Source organism: Kluyvera sp., from assembly GCF_047971185.1.
Taxonomy (GTDB): Bacteria; Pseudomonadota; Gammaproteobacteria; order Enterobacterales; family Enterobacteriaceae; genus Kluyvera.
Genome location: NZ_JBKDZH010000035.1, coordinates 66,167 through 84,257, shown reverse-complemented (window position 1 = coordinate 84,257; position 18,091 = coordinate 66,167). Strand labels below are relative to the sequence as shown.

At 56.2% G+C, this 18,091-nt stretch carries 16 protein-coding genes; 8 read left to right on the top strand and 8 right to left on the bottom strand.

Features of this window, described 5'->3' with window-relative positions; all coding sequences use genetic code 11:
• Positions 1-42: 42 nt before the first annotated feature.
• Positions 43-1,593 (bottom strand): bifunctional metallophosphatase/5'-nucleotidase, encoded by a 1,551-nt coding sequence (locus ACK5JN_RS10005; RefSeq protein WP_416870034.1) that lies wholly within the window; start codon positions 1,591-1,593, stop codon positions 43-45.
• 132 nt (positions 1,594-1,725) lie between these two features.
• On the opposite strand from ACK5JN_RS10005, the gene ACK5JN_RS10000 reads away from it, so the two are divergent.
• Positions 1,726-2,868, top strand: coding sequence for a cytoplasmic protein (locus tag ACK5JN_RS10000; protein ID WP_416870033.1), 1,143 nt, complete (start codon positions 1,726-1,728; stop codon positions 2,866-2,868).
• Positions 2,869-3,001: 133 nt separating this feature from the next.
• Here ACK5JN_RS10000 and ACK5JN_RS09995 read toward each other — a convergent pair whose 3' ends face one another.
• Complete coding sequence (locus ACK5JN_RS09995; RefSeq protein ID WP_416870032.1) at positions 3,002-4,123, bottom strand: JmjC domain-containing protein; 1,122 nt, start codon at positions 4,121-4,123, stop codon at positions 3,002-3,004.
• A 187-nt stretch (positions 4,124-4,310) separates the two neighbouring features.
• Here ACK5JN_RS09995 and ACK5JN_RS09990 point away from each other — a divergent pair, with 187 nt between their 5' ends.
• The gene (locus tag ACK5JN_RS09990) at positions 4,311-5,519 is read left to right on the top strand and encodes a multidrug effflux MFS transporter (RefSeq protein WP_416870031.1); all 1,209 of its coding nucleotides are present in this window, start codon (positions 4,311-4,313) and stop codon (positions 5,517-5,519) included.
• Here ACK5JN_RS09990 and ACK5JN_RS09985 read toward each other — a convergent pair whose 3' ends face one another.
• Positions 5,520-6,824 (bottom strand): diguanylate cyclase, encoded by a 1,305-nt coding sequence (locus ACK5JN_RS09985; RefSeq protein ID WP_416870030.1) that lies wholly within the window; start codon positions 6,822-6,824, stop codon positions 5,520-5,522.
• Positions 6,825-6,980: 156 nt separating this feature from the next.
• Between ACK5JN_RS09985 and ACK5JN_RS09980 the strand changes: the two genes are divergently transcribed.
• From ACK5JN_RS09980 to ACK5JN_RS09970, 3 genes are all read left to right on the top strand, one after another.
• Positions 6,981-7,205, top strand: a complete 225-nt coding sequence (locus tag ACK5JN_RS09980) for an ECs_2282 family putative zinc-binding protein (RefSeq protein ID WP_416870094.1) — start codon at positions 6,981-6,983, stop codon at positions 7,203-7,205.
• A gap of 200 nt (positions 7,206-7,405) precedes the next feature.
• Positions 7,406-8,161: an SGNH/GDSL hydrolase family protein gene (locus ACK5JN_RS09975; protein WP_416870029.1), complete on the top strand. Its 756-nt coding sequence runs from the start codon at positions 7,406-7,408 to the stop codon at positions 8,159-8,161.
• Between the two features lie 372 nt (positions 8,162-8,533).
• Positions 8,534-9,802, top strand: a complete 1,269-nt coding sequence (locus tag ACK5JN_RS09970; RefSeq protein WP_416870028.1) for an MFS transporter — start codon at positions 8,534-8,536, stop codon at positions 9,800-9,802.
• A 90-nt stretch (positions 9,803-9,892) separates the two neighbouring features.
• On the opposite strand, the gene nanQ is transcribed toward ACK5JN_RS09970, so the two are convergent.
• Genes nanQ through ACK5JN_RS09950 form a run of 4 tightly spaced genes read right to left on the bottom strand, consistent with a single transcriptional unit; the run spans position 9,893 to position 13,459 of the window.
• Complete coding sequence (gene nanQ, locus ACK5JN_RS09965; RefSeq protein WP_416870027.1) at positions 9,893-10,360, bottom strand: N-acetylneuraminate anomerase; 468 nt, start codon at positions 10,358-10,360, stop codon at positions 9,893-9,895.
• Complete coding sequence (gene nanK, locus ACK5JN_RS09960; protein ID WP_416870026.1) at positions 10,357-11,232, bottom strand: N-acetylmannosamine kinase; 876 nt, start codon at positions 11,230-11,232, stop codon at positions 10,357-10,359. The genes nanQ and nanK overlap by 4 nt, the downstream gene beginning before the upstream one ends.
• The gene (locus tag ACK5JN_RS09955) at positions 11,229-11,918 is read right to left on the bottom strand and encodes an N-acetylmannosamine-6-phosphate 2-epimerase (RefSeq protein ID WP_416870025.1); all 690 of its coding nucleotides are present in this window, start codon (positions 11,916-11,918) and stop codon (positions 11,229-11,231) included. Before ACK5JN_RS09955 ends, nanK begins: the two co-directional genes overlap by 4 nt.
• A gap of 50 nt (positions 11,919-11,968) precedes the next feature.
• A complete protein-coding gene (locus tag ACK5JN_RS09950) occupies positions 11,969-13,459 on the bottom strand; it encodes an MFS transporter (protein ID WP_416870024.1) in 1,491 nt (496 codons plus the stop codon).
• Positions 13,460-13,781: 322 nt separating this feature from the next.
• On the opposite strand from ACK5JN_RS09950, the gene ACK5JN_RS09945 reads away from it, so the two are divergent.
• The 3 genes from ACK5JN_RS09945 to ACK5JN_RS09935 all read left to right on the top strand — a co-directional run bounded on the left by ACK5JN_RS09945 (position 13,782) and on the right by ACK5JN_RS09935 (position 17,403).
• Positions 13,782-14,669: a MurR/RpiR family transcriptional regulator gene (locus ACK5JN_RS09945; protein WP_416870023.1), complete on the top strand. Its 888-nt coding sequence runs from the start codon at positions 13,782-13,784 to the stop codon at positions 14,667-14,669.
• Between the two features lie 122 nt (positions 14,670-14,791).
• Positions 14,792-15,682 (top strand): dihydrodipicolinate synthase family protein, encoded by an 891-nt coding sequence (locus tag ACK5JN_RS09940; protein ID WP_416870022.1) that lies wholly within the window; start codon positions 14,792-14,794, stop codon positions 15,680-15,682.
• Positions 15,683-16,071: 389 nt separating this feature from the next.
• Entirely contained in the window at positions 16,072-17,403 is a 1,332-nt protein-coding gene (locus ACK5JN_RS09935; RefSeq protein ID WP_416870021.1) for an MFS transporter, read from the top strand.
• Here the strand turns inward: ACK5JN_RS09935 and ACK5JN_RS09930 are convergent.
• Entirely contained in the window at positions 17,375-18,067 is a 693-nt protein-coding gene (locus ACK5JN_RS09930; RefSeq protein WP_416870020.1) for an IclR family transcriptional regulator, read from the bottom strand. The genes ACK5JN_RS09935 and ACK5JN_RS09930 overlap by 29 nt on opposite strands.
• Between the last annotated feature and the right edge of the window lie 24 nt (positions 18,068-18,091).

Here is an 18,091-nt window from a genome sequence, read left to right as displayed (position 1 = left end):
ATCAGGACGTATCGAAATAGAAACGTTATTAAAAAACTAATTTTATTTAGTCGAACTTACATCAATCACCCTCATATCAAGGTCGGGGGTTAATGGGCTATGAGTTTTGACATAATCAATAATTGACTCGGCAGAGGTGGTGCCGCTTATCGTTTTTACATTCTTTCCATTTAAGAATGCTTCAAAACCATCGCCGCCGGTTGCACAAAATGAATGTGTCACAATGCGATATGTTTTAGTTGGATCGATGGGTTGATTATTAATCGTAAATTTAATAACCCGCTCACCCAACGGCTTTTTACTGTCATATTCAACATGGACACCTTTTGACACCTGCAAAACCCCATTGCTGAGGTTAGTGGCATGAATCATTAGACTAGTGAGATCTTTACCGGTGAGATCCATTTCAACCAGTTCATTATTAAATGGGAAGGTGGTAATAACATCGCCGTACTTTAAGTTACCCTGTGGAAAATCAGCACGCATGCCACCGCTGTTCTGGAACCCCGCAACGGCATCCGGGGCTTTAGCCATCATGGCGTCGAGAACGACGTTACCAACAGGTGATGATTCACCATAGGCGCGAGTGAAGGGTGCAGTTGCTGACCCAATAACCTGATCGGTGATACTTTTTAGCTTCGTGTTCCACTCATCAATCTTCGCTTGCACTTTTGGATCGGGTTTATATTCGTCCGCAAACACGGTGATTAATTTACCGTTATAACCATCAATTTTTTTCGTCTGAGGGTTAAAATCCAATACGAGTTTACCAATATCGGTACCATACGCATCCGTTGATACAACCAGGGTATTATTGACTTTAATTGGCTCAGGCGTACCCACATGAGCATGCCCGGTGATAAGCACATCAATGCCTTTAAATTTCTTTGCGGTATCGATATCGACTTGCAGCATTCTGGCTACGTCTTTATTTCCATAACTCGACTGGCGCGCTGGCGTACCTTCGTGGATAAGCAGTACAATAATATCAACGTTACCTTTTAAGGCATCAAGCCCCTTTTGGATATAAGGCCCTTCATCACGAGCTTCCGAACCTGCGTAAGCCTTAGCCGCCACCGTATCATAAAAGGCAAATTTCTGATGCACGCCAATTACGCCAATTTTTATGCCGTCTTTTTCGACAATTGTCCAGGGCTTATCCCAGACCGGTTTGTCGCTGTTGGTATAAAAGACATTACCCAGCAGAATGGGGAAGTTCGCTTTTGATAACTGCTTAACCATATTATCAACGCCATGATCAAATTCGTGGTTCCCCACCGAAACAGCATCGAAAGGCATGGCATTCATGATATCAATGATCGCTTCACCTTTGGTCAGAGTGCTTATATAAGGCCCGGTAAAGTAATCCCCAGCATCAAAGAAAAATACATCTTTACTTTTTTTCTTGGCATCATTGACGATGGTCGCGATATTAGCAAAGCCGCCGACTGCACGTTCTTTGTCGACGGCGGGGACTTTGCCTGGAGAAACATGAGCATGGAGATCGTTGGTATAATAAATAGTCACATCTTTTGCACTGGCCAAAAGTGGCAATGCCAAAAGAATACCGGCGGTAAGGGCCTTTATTTTCATAGCGAATTCCTTTCTGTCATATAAAGGTTTGCTAATTTACATTCAGAAAGGCTTTTTTATGTGCGGCCGTTCACACATCCTACATAGCGCAATAAGGTAAAGTCAGCAACCTTTCTAAATCGTTGGTGGGCCATGTCAACCTTATTTATTATTAATACCTGTAAAACATTCGGCTGCCGCAATTTAGGGTTACCGGTGTCAGTCTCTGCGGATTACCGTTGGCCAGACTACAGACTGGGATATCCAGCATTGCACTGTCGGGCCTGTGGTAGTTATCCCCCTCTATTTGATGAACAACAATTTAGCAAATGGTTATCTGCTCATTTATCCGCAGATGCCTTTGAAAAGGGCCATTTCTGCCCTGTATGTTTTCACGATAAAAGTATTTGTTACGGTTATAACCCGCTGGGAACACAGCGTATTCAGTGCCGCGCGTGTAAAAAGGTCTGGACGCCAAAACGGCACTTACAAAGAGCCGTCGCACCGCCAGAACGAATTGAAACCGTTGCGCTGATTGTGCCATTTCAGGGGAGTTGCGCAAAACAGAAACTGTATGTGCTCCTCAGCTTTGATGCCCTCAACGGTAATATCCTTCACCTCTCTACTAATTTTACCCCGCTTCAATCCGGAGATACCTTACATTACCGCTGGAAAGGAAATAGTGAGCCAGAACTGCATGATTGCGATATTTTAAAACGCGTCAACATGCGCTCAGCACAATTTCTACGGCGAAGTCAGTTCGATGAGATTCAATATGGCAGCGCGCAACTTAAACGTAACGCCAGGGGCGCGATTTTACGTCCGGTAATTACCGCTCACGGGCATTTCAGGGCATTACATATCCGTTTCCCTGCAGTAAAAATTCATGCCATTTCGCACGAAAGTTTTATCAGAGGAGCGGTGATTACCGCGTGGGCAGAACTGTTTCGCCAACGTCTGGGGGAGATTTGGTTTGTTGAAGAGGAAATAATCGACAGCGATGCGCATACCCCGTGGTATTTTAAGGGAGCAATGCATCATGGCTGGTGGAAAAATCGCTGGCAGCTTTGGGAACAGGAAAAAAACAGTAAGATGGTCTGCTTATTAACGACAGGGAATAAGAACCATGCGCAAGAGCTCTCTTTAGCGGCCAGCAGGCGCTATATTCATTGGCTCTATCAACAACCGGCGTTTGTGCAAAGCGCACAGTGCTCCGCTGGGCACGTAACACAGATACTGCACTCCCTGGCATCTGACTATAACGATAAACTGACAGGAACGGCTTCCGCTGATTAATTCCCGGTTGCGTTATACCTTTGTCTCACTGAAGTCGACGGCTTTCAATAGAAAAACGGGGACTCTTTTCTGTTCACCTTAAACCTTCCTCTTTTGAGGTGAGGATGCCGCGCACCCTCACCTCATCACGCGCTTACTCGTCGAAGAACCAGTACCCCTGATTAATCAGCGCCGTCAGTTCCACAATAAACGCCGGGTTGCGCAGCGCTTCCCCAAAGTGGGTTTTATCCAGCTCGGTATAGCGGCACAGCGCGTCAGCCGCCTGCGGTTCGCATGTCTCCAGCTTCTCGCTGTTGATAAAGAAACTCTCACCCACGTTCAGTACCCGCAACCCGTTGAGACGGCGCAGGGTTTCACCCTCTTCCAGTGCAGCAAGCACCTCTTCCGGTTCAAACGGCGGCTCCGCTGGGGCAATATCCAGCTCGTGGCGCGGCGTACTGGCAAAGCTGCCGAACCACTGTTTGAAATCATTCGGCTGACGGATCATGTCGATCATCATCATCCGCAGGCGCTCCAGCTCGTGCTCTTCCACCTTACCCGCGTGTTCCCGGCAGGTAAGATCCGGGTCAGTGTAGTACTTCTCGCCCAGATCGTTTTCCAGCACGTAGTCGGCGAAGCTGCTGATCAGCTCCCGACCGTTCGGCCCACGGAAGCCGACGGAGTAGTTCAGCGTATCTTCATAGGTGTAGCCATCGTGCGGGAATCCTGGCGGAATGTAGAGAATATCGCCCGGCGCCATCTCAACGTCGATAATCGGCGTGAACGGCTCAACGTGCAGCAGCGCCGGATGCGGGCAGTGCTGTTTTAACGGCAGCGCGTCGCCCACGCGCCAGCGGCGGCGGCCCATCCCCTGAATAATAAACACGTCATACGGGTCAATATGCGGGCCCACGCCGCCACCCGGCACCGAGAAGGAGATCATCAGATCATCCAGCCGCCAGTCAGGCAGCACGCGGAACGGGCGCACCAGCTCGGCGGAAGGCTCGTGCCAGTGGTTGACCGCCTGCGCCAGCAGCGACCAGTTCTTCTCCCCCAGATGGTCAAAATCTTCAAACGGGCCGTTGCTGGCCTGCCATTTGCCGTCGACGTGGCTCACCAGACGGCTGTCGACTTCCATCTCCATCGCCAGGCCGGCCAGTTCATCAGGCGTAATCGGATCGACAAAATTCGGGAACGCGTTTTTCAGGACCACCGGTTGCTTCTGCCAGTATTTCTCCAGAAACTCCGGCCAGTTAAGGTTGAGTTGATAAGCCATATTTTCATACCATCAGTAGAGGGGTAGGCTCGATTATAAAGAGCACAACCCGGCGTCCGCTTTGTGATGAATCAATTGCGGATGCACACTTATGAATAGCATTCATAACGTCTTACTATTTTGCCTAATTATCCGTTCATGAAATCAATATATCCTATCGGCCTTCAACGCTCTCAAACGGATAACTATGACTCGTACCCCGGCGCGGACAACGCCCGCCAGCAGCCAGACCCACGGCCTGCTTTTTGTCGTCATTCTCAGCGCCTTAATGGCTTTTACCTCGCTCTCAACCGACATTTACCTTCCCGCCATGCCGGTGATGGCACGGGATTTACACGGCAACGTCGAATTGACGATTACCGGATTTTTAGTCGGCTTCTGCATTGCCCAGCTGATCTGGGGGCCGCTGAGCGACCGCTTTGGCCGTCGCCTGCCGCTGTTTATCGGCATTGGGCTGTTTATTATCGGTTCGGTCGGCTGCGCGCTTTCTGGCAATATCGAGCAGATCGTTTTCTGGCGCGTATTCCAGGCGCTGGGGGCCTGCACCGGCCCAATGCTGGCGCGCGCAATGATCCGCGACCTGTTCAGCCGCACCCGCGCCGCGCAGATGCTGTCAACGCTGATCCTGATGATGGCCATCGCCCCTATCGCCGGGCCGCTGCTCGGCGGGCAGATCATCGTCTTTGCCAGCTGGCACGCTATTTTCTGGCTGCTGGCGGTGATTGGCGTACTGATGTTTATCACCCTCTTCTGGCTACCGGAAACCCTGCCGGAGGAAAAGCGGGTGAAAGCGTCGCTGGGCGGGGTGTTTAAAAACTACGGCAGGCTGTTAACCAACATCGCCTTTATGCGCTACACCCTGTGTCTGACCTGCTTCTACGTCGCCGCTTACGCCTTTATCGCCGGTTCACCGTTCGTCTATATCAGCTACTTCGGCGTCGACCCACAGCACTACGGCTGGTTGTTCGCGCTGAACGTAGTCGGCGTGATGCTGATGAGCGTGGTGAATCGACGCATCGTCCACCGCTACCCGCTGGAGACGCTACTGAAAGCGTCGCTGCTGGTGGCCGGCGCGGCGGCTATCGTGCTGGCGGCCGGCGTACGCTGGCAGATTGGCGGGCTGCTGTTGATCGTCGTGTCGGTGTTTGTGCTGTTTTCGATGAATGGGATTATTGCCGCCACCTCTACCGCCGCCGCGCTGGACGCCGCGCCGAATGTCGCCGGTTCCGCGTCTGCGCTGATCGGCGCATTGCAGTACGGCAGCGGAATTATTTCGTCCCTGTTGCTGGCGACCCTCAGCGACGGTACGCCGTGGACGATGGCGTGGATTATGGCGCTGTTTACCCTCGCCAGCACCGCCATCGCCCTGACGGCACGCGCCAGGGCCGGCGCCTAATCAAGCGCTGACAACACGGTTTCTCCCCTGCTGCTTCGCCCGGTACAGCGCCGCATCGCTGCTGCTGATGAGCTCGGCGGCGATATCCGCGGTGCTTTGTATACTGCACACCGACAGCGGGGAATCCCAGGTCATGACGCCCAGGCTGATGGTCAGCACGCCGCCGATGGGGTTGGTTTCGTGCTCAATCGCCAGCTCCATCACCCGTTCCCGCAGGCGCTCGGCCACCGCCAGCGCCCCTTCCGCATCGGTGTCTGGCAGCATCACCAGAAACTCTTCACCGCCGTAGCGGCTGACGCTATCGTCCGGGCGCAGGCCGCCCTTTAGCGCGTCCGCGACCGCGCGCAGCACGCGGTCGCCCGCCTGGTGGCCGTAGGTGTCGTTGTAGCGCTTAAAGAAGTCGAGATCCGCCATGCACAGCGACAGCGACGTGCCCTCGCGCTGCGCGCGGGTAATTTCATAGCTGAGACGCTCATCCATATAGCGTCGGTTGAACAGGCCGGTGAGGTGGTCGCGCTCGGCGTACTGCAGCAGCGTCTGGTTAGCGCGGGCCAGCTGCTGCTCCGCCAGTTTGCGGTCGGTGATATCCATCCACGCCGAAGAGATGCCCGCCACGTTCCCGCCCGCGTCGTACACCGCCATGGGCTTAATGTAAAAGTAGCGTCCGTAGAGAAACAGTTCTTTGCTGGCAATTTCTTCGCCGCTATCGAGCAGAATGAAATCCTGCTGGAACAGCAGGTGCCATTCCGGCATCAGCGTTTTAAGATACTGTCCCACCAGCTTTTCTTCCGGCTGGCCAAGCAGCTCGCCCATCGCCTTATTCGCCTTCGTGAGCTGGCCGTGGCGGTCAATCACGCACAGCGCCAGCGGCGTATTCTGGTAGATAGATTCCAGCTGCAAAACCCGCTCGCCCAGCTGGGAGATATCCCGATCGGTGCCGCGATAGCCGGTCAACTGGCCGTTTTCATCGAACAGCGGAATGCCGCTGGTTTCCAGGATCACCGCGCTGCCGTCCGCCCGCAGGTTACGGTTAATCACGCCGGAGAAGGGTTTACGCGACGCCAGCGCGTCGCGGAAGGTTCTCTCCAGCCGCGCGGCCTCTCCTGGCACCATAAAATCAAACGGCGTACGGCCCAGCACCTCTTCAGACGTGTAGCCAAGCAACCGCATGACCACTTCAGAAACCCAAACGTAGCGCCCCTGAGTATCCACTTCCCACACCCAGTCGGTGTTATGGTTGAGGAGGTCGGCCAGCTTGCCGGAATCCATTTGATTTTGCTGTACGAACGGCTTCTCCATTGTCATTCATCCCTCTCCTGTGGCGCGACCGGCCCGACGAAATGGTTGTTTTTTAACCATTGCATCAACCAAAACAAAATGACCGGTTATTTAATCGTCGTGAAGACTTTTACGATTCCGACGGCTGAACTACTTTATAACAAAGATAAAGGAGCGATGCCTGTGATTGCAATTCAATATTTGTGTCCCAAATGTTCCGTCATCACTGAAATAACTGACATTGAAAAAATAAAGAATGCGGAAGATACATATCCGTTAACCTGTCACGGCTGCGGGATGCCCTTCAGTAAAGACGCGCTTATCAAATTTGCCCGTCAGAAAGCCGAGGAAATGATTAACGAAGCCTTATTTCAGTTAAAAAACGCTTCGACTCAAGGAAATAAATAACTCATTTTTTATTCTTTCGGTTAATCCAGAAAAAGATGAGAACTCATCCCTGTAGCGCTATTTCTTTATTTCCCTTCATATTCGCTAATCTATTTTTTCTGTCTGGATCCGGTCCCCACAAGCGCACGGAAGTGATAGCGCAAAAAAACGCCGTTTGCTAACGTGGTTTCTCCATTCACTACGGCAAGGAGAGGCACATCGTGTCACAGCCACTGATTACCGCCTTCATTCCCGGCACCGGGTTTCCCGCCCTTGATGACTACCGCAGCCGCCAGGCCGCGTTGTATAGCGACGACTACGGCCAACGCGCCCGCTATCGCCAGCACAATGAAGCGCTGCTTCAGCAGAATGTTAGCCCGCAGGTGGTCTTTTTTGGCGACTCCATTACCGACGGCTGGGATCTGGCGCAGAGCTTTCCGGGGAAAAACTACCTCAACCGCGGCATCGGCGGGCAGACCACCGCGCAGATGCTGGTGCGTTTTCGCCAGGACGTCCTCAATCTGCGACCACAGGTGGTGGTGCTCCTCGCCGGCACCAACGACATCGCGGGTAATACAGGGCCGGTGAGCAATCTGGATATCGAAGAGAACATCATGACGCTGACCGAGCTGGCCACGCAGCACGGGATTCAGGTGGTGATTTCGTCCGTGCTCCCGGTCCATGACGCCAACCCCGATTCGTCAGACCTCTACGCCCAGCGCCCGCAGGCGCGAATCGTGGCGCTGAACCGCTGGCTAAAAGGCTGGTGCGCGGCCCAGGGGCTGGTGTGGCTGGACTACGCCTCGGCAATGACGGACGCTTCCGGCAAGCTGATTGCCGCTTACGCCGACGACGGCCTGCACCCGAACGCCGACGGCTATCAGGTGATGATTCCACTGGCCGAAAACGCCATTCGCACCGCGCTGGCACGCAGCACCCGCCATGCGGATTTGCCGATCGATCTGCCAGGCGTATGATGTCATCGATGATGCGGTGGCGTCAGCAGCCCGCGGTCGCGCCACAACGCGGGCTTTTTGACGCCCCCTTCATGGCGCCCTGATTCAGGCACAATGACACCTTCCTTAACGGCTCATTACGCCATTACTTACCCCGATACACTTAAGTGGTATGCCATCCTGATAATTTTGAATTAGATCACAAAAATTTCTGAAACATAGGTTTAGTATTCAGAAAAAATGTGACACGGATTCACAAAATCTCATAAAAGGACCGTAGTGTGCCGCCGATGCTCCCGCACGGCAGGCGTTTTATCTTCTCTCTGTATGACCACAGTTGCGCCTGTTTACCCCGCAGGCCGTCTCATATTCTAAGAAGTAAAGGAAAGTTTTATGCGCACTACTGGTCATACGCGCTGGTTTATGGTGGCTCTTGTCACGCTTGGCACGATTTTATGCTATTTAACCCGCAACACCATCTCGGCGGCCGCGCCGACGCTACAGAGCGATCTTCACGTTACCACTCAGCAATACTCATGGATCGTGGCAACCTTCTCCGCCTGCTACACCATTGCCCAGCCGATCGCGGGCTATGTGCTGGATACGCTGGGCACCAAAGTGGGCTACACCCTGTTCGGCGCGATGTGGGGCATCTTCTGCATCGGCGCGGCGTTCACCAATAGCTGGCAGGGGCTGGCGCTGTTTCGCGGTTTAGGCGGCTTCGCCGAGAGCGCGATGATTCCCGCCGGGCTGAAATCGGTCACCGAATGGTTCCCGGATCGCGAGCGCTCCGTCGCCGTAGGCTACTTCAACGTCGGCTCCTCAATGGGCGCGATCATTGCGCCGCCGATGGTGGCATGGGCGATTTACATTCACAGCTGGCGTCTGGCGTTCGTTATCGTCGGGATTGCCAGTATCGTCTGGGCGCTGGGCTGGTACCTGGTGTATAACCGTCCTGGCCAGTGTAAAAGCCTGAGCAAAGAAGAGTACAACTACATTACGGAAGGGCAGCCGGAGAAAACAACCGTCGATAAAGTGCACATCGGCCAGCTGCTGCGACAGCGTAAATTCTGGGGCATCGCCCTGCCGCGCTTCCTCGCGGAACCGGCATGGGGGACCTTCAACGCGTGGATCCCACTGTTTATGGTGCACACCTACGGCTTTAACCTGAAGGATATCGCCATGTTCGCGTGGATCCCGATGCTGTTCGCCGATATGGGCTGCGTCATCGGCGGCTATCTGCCGGGGATCTTCCAGCGTACCTTTGGCGTCAATATTGTGGTGTCGCGCAAGCTGGTGGTCACCATGGGCGCGGCGCTGATGATTCTGCCGGGCATGGTCGGCCTGTTCAGCAGCCCGTTCGTCGCCATTGCGCTGCTGTGCGTCGGCGGTTTTGCTCACCAGTCGCTGTCCGGCGCGCTGATTACCCTCTCTTCCGATATGTTCGATGCAGGCGAAGTCGCCACCGCCAACGGCTTTACCGGCATGGCGGCGTGGACCGCCAGCACGCTGTTCGCGCTGGTGGTTGGCGCGCTGGCCGACACCTTAGGCTTCAGCCCACTGTTTGCGGTGCTGGCGGCGTTTGACGTCATCGGCGCGATTATCCTGTGGGCGCTGCTGCGTTCGCCAGAGCCCGAGCTGGAAGTAAACCCGGCCAGTTGACCGAACCACCCCGGCGGCGCTTCGCCTGGCCGGGCTACCGTTCATGTAGCCCGGGCGAGGCGCTAGCCGACCCCGGGGTAGCTCAAAAGCCTACCTCTCAAGCAGCTTTCGCTGCACTTTCACCACCGCTTTTTTTATCTCAACGGGCGAATTCACCTGAACGCCTGGCTTATGCGGTTCGCCGGGGAAAAATACCGCGAACATTCCCGGGCGCAGCGTAATGGACTGTCGATCGGCAATGTCATCACACAGCTGATAATCATCCTCACGGTGCCATTCATCGCACTGCCGGGCGCTGTCACTCAGCCCAAAATCAATACGCTCCTCACCCGCCAGCAGGATCTGGACATCAATATAGTCCGCATGCAGCTCGGCCCGCTTTACTGACGCGGGTTGCGTCATAAACTGCATTACATTCATAAAGATGTCATCGCCCTGTAAAACATGACAGCCCGGTTCACAGCGCGCGGGTTCAGCCTGTAAAGCCAGCGTTATCGCCGCCAGCAGCGCGGGAGGCAAACCTGCGCATTCAGGGTTGCGGCTATCGCCGATAATCATGATTGATACTCCTCTGCCCATAACGCCGCGCCGAGCAAACCCGCGTCGTGCTGGTAATGGGCGGCAATAACGGGGGTATGAAACGGCGCGGGCTCTTGCGCCAGAAACGCGCAAACCTGCGATAAATAACTTTCGGCCAACCCTACACTGCCGCCAAGCACGACACATTCACAGTCGCTGCTGGCTTTCAGGTCCGCAATCAGCCGCGCCACGGCGCGGGCCGACTGTTCAATCAGACGCCTGGCCTGCGGGTGCCCCTGTAGAGAATGCGCGTAGATCGTTTTCGCATCCAGTCCGCGCAGATCGCCTACGGCCTGAGCGGCAAGAGCGCGGCCCGATGCGATGGCCTCGACGCAGCCCCGGCGACCGCAGCCGCACGGCGGCCCAAGCGGGTCGGCCAGCGTATGCCCGATATGCCCCGCCAGCCCCTCCCGGCCGGAGAGCAGCTGACCGTTACTGATAATGCCGCCGCCGACGCCGGTCGACACCGTGATAAACGCCATGTCGCGAATCGCCCCCGGCAGCGCGCAATACTCCGCCCACGCCGCAGCCTGCGCGTCGTTTATCGCCACACACGGCAGCCCGCTAAGCTGCGTGAGCGTATCCACCAGCGGGAACTGCGCCAGTCCGCCGAGGTTATCCGGGTTAAGGGCGGTGAGGATGCCATGACGAATAATGCCGGTTGAGGCCACCGCCACGCGCTGCGCTTGCCCGGCAAACGGCGCAATCAGCAAGCCGAGTGCTTCACGCAGCGCCGCCGGCGTGCGGCTGCCGGGCGTCGGCAGCTCCCGACGCGCCGTCACCTGCCGCTGCACATCAATCAGCGCGGCGGCAAGCTTGGTGCCACCGATATCTATCGCCAGCGTACTCATACCGCTTCCTCGGCGATCGCATCACGGTACCACTGGCAAATATGCTCAAGCCGGGTAATGGCGGAGCCAACGGTCACCGACCAGGCTCCGTGCCGCATGGCCTGCGCGGCGAGCGCTGGTGAGTTATAGCGGCCTTCAGCAATCACGCGGTAGCCTTTGGCGCTTAGCGCCGCTACCAGCGGAAGGTCCGGGGCCTGCGGCACCACGTCGGTGGTATAACCGGAGAGCGTGGTGCCGATAATATCCGCGCCAAGCCGGTGACAGTCAGCGGCGTCCTGCTGCGAGGAACAGTCGGCCATCGCCAGGCGCTGATGATGATGAATCCTGGCGATAATTTCCGCGACCGCCGTCGGACGTTCGCGGTCAGTGCCGTCAAAAGCAATGATATCGGCCCCGGCCTGCGCCAGCGCGTCCACATCGTCAAGGTAAGGGGTAATACGTACCGGGGAATCCGATAAATCGCGTTTCACGATGCCGATAATCGGCACGCTAATCAGCGGACGCGCGGCCTTCAGGTTTTCGATTCCCTCAATGCGAACCGCCACCGCGCCCGCCTGGACCGACGCCAGCGCCATCGCCGCGACGATTTCCGGCTTATCTAACGGGCTTTCGGGGACCGGCTGGCAGGAGACGATCAGCCCGCCCTGCTGTTTAATGCTTGCATCCAGATTCTCTAACAACGACATAAGTACATCCTTAACTTCAATACGCGCCCGGCGCGTCCGGGCGCCTGTAATTAATGCTTACCGCAAACGGGAACGGATTTTTCTGCCTGGCGCGTCAGCGCGCCGCTAAAGGGTTTACCGTCGATAGCGTCATGTGTGCGCAGTGCTTCCGGACGGATCCAGCGCTGAACGCGAGAGGGCATGTCCAGGCCAATCAGCAAAATCACCACGAACGTTAAACCAAAGGAGAGCGAACCGAGCGCCGAACCCAGGCTGAGATGCTGGGCCACCAGCGCGCCAATCACCGGTGCCGCCGCGCCGCCCAGCGCCCCGACGTTGTAGGTAAATCCGAGGCCCGCCGCGCGCTGGTCGGTATCGAAATAGCCGCCGATCAGCTTCGGCAGAATGCCAGCAATCCCCTGACCCAGCATCTGCTGGAAGAACAGCAGGATCCCCAGCCCCCAGATGCTGGAACCACCGATGGCGAAAACGGGGATAATCAGAACCTGCGAGGCCAGCAGGCTACAGACGTAGGCTTTACGCGTCCCCAGCCAGTCGCCGAGAAAACCGCCGACGATGCAGCCCACCGCCGCGCCAAAGCCGCTAAAGAACAGCACCTGCGCCACGGTCGCCGGGTTGTATCCCAGCTCGCTTTTCAGGTAGGTCGGCAGCAGCGCCTGAATCGGCCAGGAATAGAGGAAAGCAAACAGCACCACGACCATCAGCATCACGCCGGTTGGCCAGCGTTTGCCGCTGCTCTGCACCATGAAGCTGACAAAAATCACCGTACACACCAGCGCTAACAGCAGGATAATCGCCGGGTTATGCAGGTTGCCCGCGAAGCAGAACCACAGCGCCGCCACGGCGATGCCGCTCATCGCAATATTCAGCACCCGCTGCTTGCCGCGATAAAGAATGTCGACCATCGTGCGCACCGGCGTTTTGTTGGCCTGACGCTCCTTCCAGTCTTCCGTTTCCGGGATATTTTTGCGCAGCCACAGCGCGAAAATGATCGGCAAAATACCGATGAAAAACAGCGCGCGCCAGCCCCAGACCGGAACGATAAAGCTGTAGGCCTGCGCGGCGACGACCGCCCCGACCGAGAAGCCGGAAATCAGAAAGCCGCTGGCTTTATTACGGAGGTGTTTTGGCCAGCTTTCAATGACATAGGTGGCGCTGGAGCCATACTCCCCCGCCATCCCCATACCGATCACCATGCGGGCGATAAACATCGAGGTATAGCCCGGCGCCAGGCCGCAGGCCCGCGTCCCGACGGAGAAATGAATGATGCTGGTGACCATCGACAGGCGACGACCATAGCGGTCGCCCATCGCCCCCAGCAGCAGGCCGCCGAACCAGCGAGAGATAAACGCGGCGGAAATAATACTCGCCGCCTGAACGGTAGTGAGCTGAAACTCGCTCTGTACTTCGGTTAATACCAGGGCAATTAAGACAAAATCAAAACCATCAAGCAAATAGCCAAGCCATGCGGCAGAAAAAGCCCGCCACTGGGATTTATTAAGGTGTTTGTACCATGGAATGGCCTTTGTTATTCCACTCATGTTGCTCTCCTGTGATGAGCAAATTCCTATACCTACGTGCCTGAAGCGTGCATGCGACACGCCCAAATGAAGTAAAACTCCATTTAATAATTTTACAAGAAGCAAAACACCACAAGAGGACGTGGTGAAATGTGTGAACGGTGTCATAGCGGTCAGCGTCAGGGAGGTAAAAAAATCGATCTGCGTCACAGCAGATGGCCATCAGCAGCGCTGCCGCGCGCAAAATGGCAGCTATTACACGGTTTTTACACCGATTTTCTTGCCTGGCCGCAGACGCTGCCCCATCATTACTCCCCACAGTCAGCGTGAAGAGCAGGAAGCAATGGAGAGTCCGAACTCACCGGTCAAAGCCGGAAAAATACTTGATACTCTGGGGGCAATGCAGAGCAGTCTGACCCGCGTCGGGCAGCGTATTGCCCACTACATCATGACTTCCCCGCATAAGGTGACGCAGCTTTCCATCGCCGATCTGTCACAGGAGATCAACGCCGGTGAAGCCTCGGTGATCCGCTTCTGCCGCCTGCTTGGCTATAAGGGCTTTCAGAATTTTAAAATGGAGCTGGCTATTGAGCTGGCGATGGTCGATAGCGATGACAGCAGTACGCTGCTGGACGCCGAGGTGGTGGAAAACGATGATGCCCACACCATCGGCCTGAAGCTCCAGGGGGTCATCGCCAACGTGCTTTCCGAAACGCTTAACCTGCTGGATATGCAACAGGTTGAACAGGTAGTCGATGCGCTGCACGCCTGCAACAGCGCCTATATTTTTGGCGTCGGCGCGTCCGGCGTCACCGCTGAAGACATGAAGCACAAGCTGATGCGTATCGGCATGCGCGTGGATGCGCTGACCAACAACCACTTCATGTACATGCAGGCTTCTCTGCTCAAGCCGGGTGATGTCGCCGTCGGCATCAGCCACTCGGGCCATTCGCCGGAAACCACGCACGCGCTGCATCTGGCGAAAGAAGCGGGCGCGACGACGGTCGCGTTAACCCACAACCTCGGCTCGCCGCTTAGCAAAGTGGCTGATTTCACGCTGATTAACGGCAATCGACAGGGGCGGCTTCAGGGCGACTCCATTGGTACCAAAACGGCGCAGCTGTTCGTGCTGGATCTGATCTACACCCTGCTGGTGCAAAAAGATCCGGAGCGGGCGAAAGCCAATAAACTGCGCACTATGGATGCGCTGGCGGTTCCTCGTCAGACCTGATTTAGTGCTATCGATCACACTCTGATACTCTCGCTTTTCATGGTGGGTATCCTTTAACCTCAAATTGGAGTCATGCTTCATTTAACTTTTATTTAAGAAGCAAAACACCAACTGAGGTTTACATGGAAAAGCTAACAGGTCTTATCGCCGCACCGCATACCCCTTTCGACGCCCATGGTGAAATTAACTATCCGGTCATTGACCAGATTGCCGAGCATCTTATTGGCCAGGGCGTGAAGGGCGTGTACGTGCTGGGCACCACCGGCGAGGGTATCCACTGTTCCGTCGCGGAGCGTAAAAAGGTGGCCGAGCGCTGGGTCGCCGCTAGCCACGGTAAGCTCAGCATTACGCTACACACCGGAGCGCTGAGCATCGCCGACTCGCTTGAGCTAAGCCGCCACGCCGAGACGTTAGATATTTTCGCCACCTCAGTCATTGGCCCATGTTTCTTCAAACCTTCCAGCGTCGACGATTTGGTGGAGTACTGCCGACTTAACGCCGCCGCCGCGCCATCGAAAGGTTTCTACTACTATCACTCGGGCATGTCCGGGCTGAGCCTTGATATGGAACAGTTCCTGATTGCTGCGGCGGATAAAATTCCGAACCTGTCCGGCATGAAGTTTAACTCCAGCGACATGTACGAGTTCCAGCGCTGCCTGCGGGTCAATAACGGCCGGTTTGATATTCCGTTCGGCGTGGATGAATTTTTACCGGCGGGGCTGGCCTGCGGGGCAATTGGCGCCGTTGGCAGCACCTATAACTATGCAGCGCCGCTGTATCATCGCCTGATCGACAGCTTTAATCAGGGCAATCACGCCGATGTTGCCGCCTGCATGGATAAAGTGATCGCCATTATTCGCGTACTGGTGCAGTACGGCGGCGTGGCAGCCGGGAAGCTGGCCATGCAGCTGCACGGCATTGACGTGGGTGACCCGCGCCGTCCACTGCGGCCCATGACGGCGGAGCAGAAACAGGATGTGCTGGCGAAATTCCGCGCGGCCGAGTTTATTTAACCGTTACGGCTTCCGCCAGTGCGGAGGCCGTGCGCGCTGAACCCTCACCCCGGCCCTCTCCCTGAAAGGGAGAGGGAGAAAACCCTGCATTAAGCCCACCAACTCTACCGTACAGTCCCCCTCCCCTTTCAGGAGAGGGCAAAAACCTGCATTAATCCCACCCACCGCACCGTACAGTCCCCTCGCCCCTTTGGGGAGAGGGTTAGGGTGAGGGGGCGTACTCCGTCCCAACACCAGAAACCGGTTTTATTTCTGCACAAATCCAAGGGAGATCACACTTCTTTACATCCCACTTTGCATCTCATCAACTGTTTCTATAAAAGAAACACTAACAACAATGATATGACGCCTCGTACCTTTTAAAACCTTAAAATGATGAGAACACCTCTATGTCAGAACAACCGATAACAGGATCTACCGCCCGCTCGACCGGACGGGTACGCTTCTTTGTGCTAGGCCTGGTGTTTATTAATATTATTATCAACTACATGGACCGAACTAACCTCTCGGTCGCCGCCACGCAGATGTCCGGCGAACTGCAGTTTACCCCGCTACAAATGGGGCTGATTTTCTCGGCATTCGGCTGGATCTACGCCGCGCTGCAGATCCCCGGCGGCTTCCTGATTGACCGTCTCGGTTCCCGTCTGGTGTACGGCGTGGGGCTGTTTATCTGGTCGCTAATTACCGCGCTGCACGCCATCGCCAGCAGTTTTGGCGCGCTGGTGGGCCTGCGCCTGGGCGTCGGCGCATTTGAAGCGCCGGTCATGCCGTCGAACAACCGCGTAATCTCCAGCTGGTTCCCGGAACAGGAGCGCGCCACGGCGATCGGTATTTACTCTTCCGCCCAGTTTGTCGGCATGGCGCTGATGACGCCGGTGCTGTTCCACGTACAGGATCTCTTCGGCTGGCGCGGGCTGTTCTTAATTACCGGCGTGGTGGGGATGATTTGGGGCGTGCTGTGGTACTGCGTGTATCGCGATCCGCTGGATCATAAATCAGTATCTAAAGCCGAACTGGATCACCTGCGTGAAGGCGGCGCGGTGATGGAGAGCCGCGAGAGCGCCGCCAGGCGCCCGTTCAACTGGCAGGATCTGGGGCTGATGTTCAAAAGCCGTAAGCTGATTGGCATCTACTTCGGCCAGTTCACCATCTCGGCCACCTTCTGGTTCTTCCTGACCTGGTTCCCGACCTATCTGGTGCAGTATCGCCATATGGACTTTATTAAGTCCGGCTACGTTGCCTCGGTCCCATACCTCGCCGCCTTCGTTGGCGTGCTGCTGGCGGGCTTTGTGTCGGACCGCCTGATTCGTCGCGGTGTGTCTGCCAGCTTTGCCCGTAAAGCGCCGGTGATCCTCGGCATGGCGCTGACGCTGTTTATCCTTGGCGCCAACTACACCGATGACCCGACGCTGATCATCCTGTTTATGTCGATCGCCTTCTTCGGCAACGGCCTGGCAACGATTACCTGGGTGTTTGTGACCGCGCTGGCGCCGCGCCATCTGATTGGCCTGGCGGGCGGCGTGTTCAACTTTACCGGCGCGCTCTCCTCCATCGTGGTGCCGATTGCCATCGGCGCGCTGATCGACGGCCACAACTTCGCCCCGGCGCTCGGTTTTATCGCCGTGCTGGCCTGTCTGGGGATCTGCTCTTATCTGTTCGTGGTCGGCAAAATTGACCTCGACGGCGACAACGCTACGCCGTCAGTCGGTCGCAAAGCGTAATCAGCTCAGCCAGCCGCGCGGCGGTCTGTTCCGGGGTGGGGTCATACATCCCGGCAAAAGCCAGCGCGGCCTTGTGCGAGCCGAACTGAATCGGCTGAGCGAGGGAAAGTTCACCGTCCTCATGCGGCCAGACCACGTGGCCCAGCTGACGCTGCTGCTGAAGGTACGGCGCAATGCGCGCAACCTCTTCCGCGCTGAAACGTTGGGCCAGCACCTCGTCCTCTTCGGCGGCGAGCAGCGCAATACCGATGACCGACTGACAGGCCGGCATCATGTGGAAACCCGCCAGCGCCTGGCTGATATGGCTGCCGGGGCGGGAGTGGAAGATGTAGATCACCTGGTCCTCCCACAGGACGCCCATCGCCACCACGATATCTTTCGGGGCGTAGGTTTCCAGCAACGGGAGGGCTTTTGAGAACAGCGTTGAACCGCGGATCGCCTGCGCGGCTAGCGCGTGAATACCGGGCCCAGGCAGGTAGCGGCGCTGTTCGTCCTGGGTGGTCAGGCCGATGGCCGCCATGGTCATTAGCAGGCGGTTGACGCGGGTGGGGTTAATGCCCATCAGGCGCGCCAGTTCGCGACAACCGATAGCCCGATCGCTGGAGACCAGATATTGCAGGCAGCGAATACCGTCGATAAGGCTTTGATTAGGCTGAGACGACATAGCAGGACCCCATTTTTTTAAAGA

What these genes read in the sequence shown, in the direction of transcription:
- ACK5JN_RS10000 (WP_416870033.1), top strand. Translation starts at nt 1,726, where the DNA reads ATGTCAACCTTATTTATTATTAATACCTGTAAAACATTCGGCTGCCGC.
- ACK5JN_RS09995 (WP_416870032.1), bottom strand. Translation starts at nt 4,123, where the DNA reads ATGGCTTATCAACTCAACCTTAACTGGCCGGAGTTTCTGGAGAAATAC.
- ACK5JN_RS09955 (WP_416870025.1), bottom strand. Translation starts at nt 11,918, where the DNA reads ATGTCGTTGTTAGAGAATCTGGATGCAAGCATTAAACAGCAGGGCGGG.
- ACK5JN_RS09950 (WP_416870024.1), bottom strand. Translation starts at nt 13,459, where the DNA reads ATGAGTGGAATAACAAAGGCCATTCCATGGTACAAACACCTTAATAAA.
- ACK5JN_RS09930 (WP_416870020.1), bottom strand. Translation starts at nt 18,067, where the DNA reads ATGTCGTCTCAGCCTAATCAAAGCCTTATCGACGGTATTCGCTGCCTG.
- nanK (WP_416870026.1), bottom strand. Translation starts at nt 11,232, where the DNA reads ATGAGTACGCTGGCGATAGATATCGGTGGCACCAAGCTTGCCGCCGCG.
- ACK5JN_RS09985 (WP_416870030.1), bottom strand. Translation starts at nt 6,824, where the DNA reads ATGACAATGGAGAAGCCGTTCGTACAGCAAAATCAAATGGATTCCGGC.
- ACK5JN_RS10005 (WP_416870034.1), bottom strand. Translation starts at nt 1,593, where the DNA reads ATGAAAATAAAGGCCCTTACCGCCGGTATTCTTTTGGCATTGCCACTT.
- ACK5JN_RS09940 (WP_416870022.1), top strand. Translation starts at nt 14,792, where the DNA reads ATGGAAAAGCTAACAGGTCTTATCGCCGCACCGCATACCCCTTTCGAC.
- ACK5JN_RS09970 (WP_416870028.1), top strand. Translation starts at nt 8,534, where the DNA reads ATGCGCACTACTGGTCATACGCGCTGGTTTATGGTGGCTCTTGTCACG.
- ACK5JN_RS09990 (WP_416870031.1), top strand. Translation starts at nt 4,311, where the DNA reads ATGACTCGTACCCCGGCGCGGACAACGCCCGCCAGCAGCCAGACCCAC.
- nanQ (WP_416870027.1), bottom strand. Translation starts at nt 10,360, where the DNA reads ATGATTATCGGCGATAGCCGCAACCCTGAATGCGCAGGTTTGCCTCCC.
- ACK5JN_RS09945 (WP_416870023.1), top strand. Translation starts at nt 13,782, where the DNA reads ATGGAGAGTCCGAACTCACCGGTCAAAGCCGGAAAAATACTTGATACT.
- ACK5JN_RS09935 (WP_416870021.1), top strand. Translation starts at nt 16,072, where the DNA reads ATGTCAGAACAACCGATAACAGGATCTACCGCCCGCTCGACCGGACGG.